The 2,507-nt window shown below is 66.5% G+C and carries 3 protein-coding genes; all 3 read right to left on the reverse strand.

What is annotated here, in order from left to right:
* Window positions 1-157 precede the first annotated feature (157 nt).
* Window positions 158-706 carry a GNAT family N-acetyltransferase gene (locus AB0J42_RS37520; protein WP_364303322.1) on the reverse strand — a complete coding sequence of 183 codons (549 nt, stop codon included), beginning with the start codon at window positions 704-706 and terminating at the stop codon, window positions 158-160.
* A gap of 54 nt (window positions 707-760) precedes the next feature.
* Window positions 761-1,315 (reverse strand): hypothetical protein, encoded by a 555-nt coding sequence (locus tag AB0J42_RS37525; RefSeq protein ID WP_364303324.1) that lies wholly within the window; start codon window positions 1,313-1,315, stop codon window positions 761-763.
* On the reverse strand, window positions 1,293-2,507 hold a 1,215-nt coding region (locus AB0J42_RS37530), incomplete at its 5' end, for a hypothetical protein (RefSeq protein ID WP_364303326.1). The genes AB0J42_RS37530 and AB0J42_RS37525, both read right to left, overlap by 23 nt.

A 2,507-nucleotide genomic window follows, 5' to 3' on the forward strand; every position in this document is an offset into this window, starting at 1 on the left:
CAGATCGTAGGTGAGAGAACAGGTCACAGCATGACGATGGACCTACTACAGGCAGTTACGCAGCCGAACGCCAAGATCTGTGAATGTAGTACCGGGGAGCGATGACGCACAGGCAGGGAGGCCGGCCTCGGAACGCGCCACCCAGCGGAGCACGAGCTCAATCAGACGGCGTGATCGAGGACCACACGCCGAACCACTGCTCGGCGTCGTACTCCTCGAACCGCGCCACCTCGGTGAACCCCAGCTTCGCCGCGAGGCGCATCGAGCGGTCGTTGGCAGTCTGGGTGGTGAGCACTACCGGCTCGCTGGGAAGCACGTCGGCGACCCAGCCGAGTGCCGCCGCGCACGCCTCGGCGGCGTATCCGTATCCCCATGCTTCCGGCAGGAACATGTAACCGAGCTCGACCTCACCGCCATCCGGGCGGACGCGGCCCGGACGCTCGGCGTCGCGCTGCTTGAAGTCGATGATGCCGATCATCGCCTCATCGAGATCGACCACGAAAAGGCCGGGGCGGCGCCGGGGCACGGCAGGCAACGCGCGCTCGAACTCATCACGTGGTCGAGGGCCACCGATGTAGGTGCCCACCTCGGGCGAGGTGAATAGCTCGATGATCGCTGCACGGTCCCGAGCCTCGGGCTCACGGAGCACGAGCCGCTCGGTCCTGATCGGGGCGGGCGGCCAGGCGACGGGTCCGAGCTCAGTCATGCCGGCCAACCTAATGCCGAGAGAACGATCGGCAGTCCGTCCCTGCCAAAGCATTCAGAGGAAGTCGCCCCAGAAGGAAACCAGAGGCGGCGTGATCCAGTCTCCACTGATCGACCAGTCTGTTCCGCTGAACTCGTTCGTGATGTAGTCCGCCAAGTCAGTGCCGTAGAAGATGATGTCGGTTTGGTAGACCGACAACACCGGATGTCCGTGCGTACCGCGGCCGGCGGGCAGATACCGGTGCCCGTAGATCGGGATGAGGGCAGGCACCTGGGCCAGCTGATTGCGCGCTACGGCGAGCGCTGCCGTCAGGTCGTCGGGGCGGTCGCCCCACGTGTTGTGCCAGAGGGCGTTGTGCTCGACATCGAAGAGGGTCCCGTCGACGGGCCAGGCAAGTTGCTCGCGAAGTTGGTCAGGGTCGCCAGTACGCCAGTCCGGCCATGGTTCCTTCCAGGTGGCCCCCGGTTCTGGTTCCTGTCTCACCGGCAGTCCGGCTGCGAGGAAAGCCCTGTGGTCATCAGCGAACTCGAAGCCGAAGTCGCGCTCGATGCGGTCGAACTCCGCCTCGCTCAGCCCCGGCTCGATCTCACAGCAGTCCAGTTCGGCCAATCTGCGTGCGGCTCGTAAGCCTAGAAGTTCCCCTTCTCGGCTGATCACCATCGCAGCGTACCGACAACACCTGTTGAGACGCACCCGGGTGCCTGCCGGAGTCTACTCGCCCCAGGTGCCAAGCCTGCGCGGCGATCTCGCGGGCGGCATCGCGCAGGCTCGGCCTGGGCGCAGCGTCAAGCAGCCGGGCCGCTGATGCCAGCATGCGGTCGGCGCGTATCGACACTGCCTCCCCCTGGTGGGGCAGCACGTCACGCCGCAGCACGGTTTCGGCCTCGCTCCAGTCGCCGGCTTGCGACAACGCCCACAGCAGGCTCGCTGCACAAACAGCCGTGCTGCGGTTGTAGCGCGACAGCCGGAAATCGGCCGCTGCGGCGAAGTACTCGCAGGCTTTCTCCCACCTGCCGACGTCGGCTTCGATCATGGCGTGGTGCCAGGAGATTTCGCCCTCTGACAGCCACCACACCCAGGCGGGATCGTCCGGGTGAGGGCCGTCCAGGTAGCGGCTTCGGGCCTGGCCGATCAGGTTGCGGGCTCGGGCGTGCTCTCTCATCCCCGCGGCGGCCCGTGCCGCGCGCATGACGAACATGGTCCGCACGCCGCCCTTGACTCGTCCGGTGGTGAGGGCGGTGTCGGAGATGCTCGCCGCCTCCGCTGCCTGGCCTACGTGGACGTCCTGCATGGCCAGTTGGCCCAAGGCGAACGCTTCCATTGAGCGATCGCCTGCCTGGCGGGCAGTGAGGAGTGCTTCGAGTGTCATCTGTCTCGACACGTCCTGCCGCTCGGCGTCAAAGGCGATCCAGCCCGCGATCTGGTGCGCCTCGGCCACCGCCGAGAGCAGGTCCCGGTTGGATGGGAAGCGGGTGTAGGCGATCCGGCGGGCATGGGCGGTCGCTTGAATGACCGCATCGAGCATGTCGCGGGCGCCGAGCTCGGTATCCAGAGCGATGATGTGGGCGTTGGTGGCGCGCACCTGGGCGGTGAAGGTGGCGGCTGAGACGTCACGGCCTTCCGCGCCGCGCAGCTTCGACACCAAGTGGGCCTGATCCCAGACGGGTGCGCGTCGCTCCTCGCGTAGGCGTTGCCCGTAATCAGAACGGTAGCTGTCAAACCGGATGACACACGTCATGCTGCGTTGCTTGCCTGCCGGTCCTCCATAGTCTCGATGGTGGCGGGCTGCGGCTCGTTGATC

Origin of the sequence: Nonomuraea sp. NPDC049649, from assembly GCF_040675175.1 — a bacterium.
Taxonomy (GTDB): domain Bacteria; phylum Actinomycetota; class Actinomycetes; order Streptosporangiales; family Streptosporangiaceae; genus Nonomuraea.

What these genes read in the sequence shown, in the direction of transcription:
- AB0J42_RS37520 (WP_364303322.1), bottom strand. Translation starts at nt 706, where the DNA reads ATGACTGAGCTCGGACCCGTCGCCTGGCCGCCCGCCCCGATCAGGACC.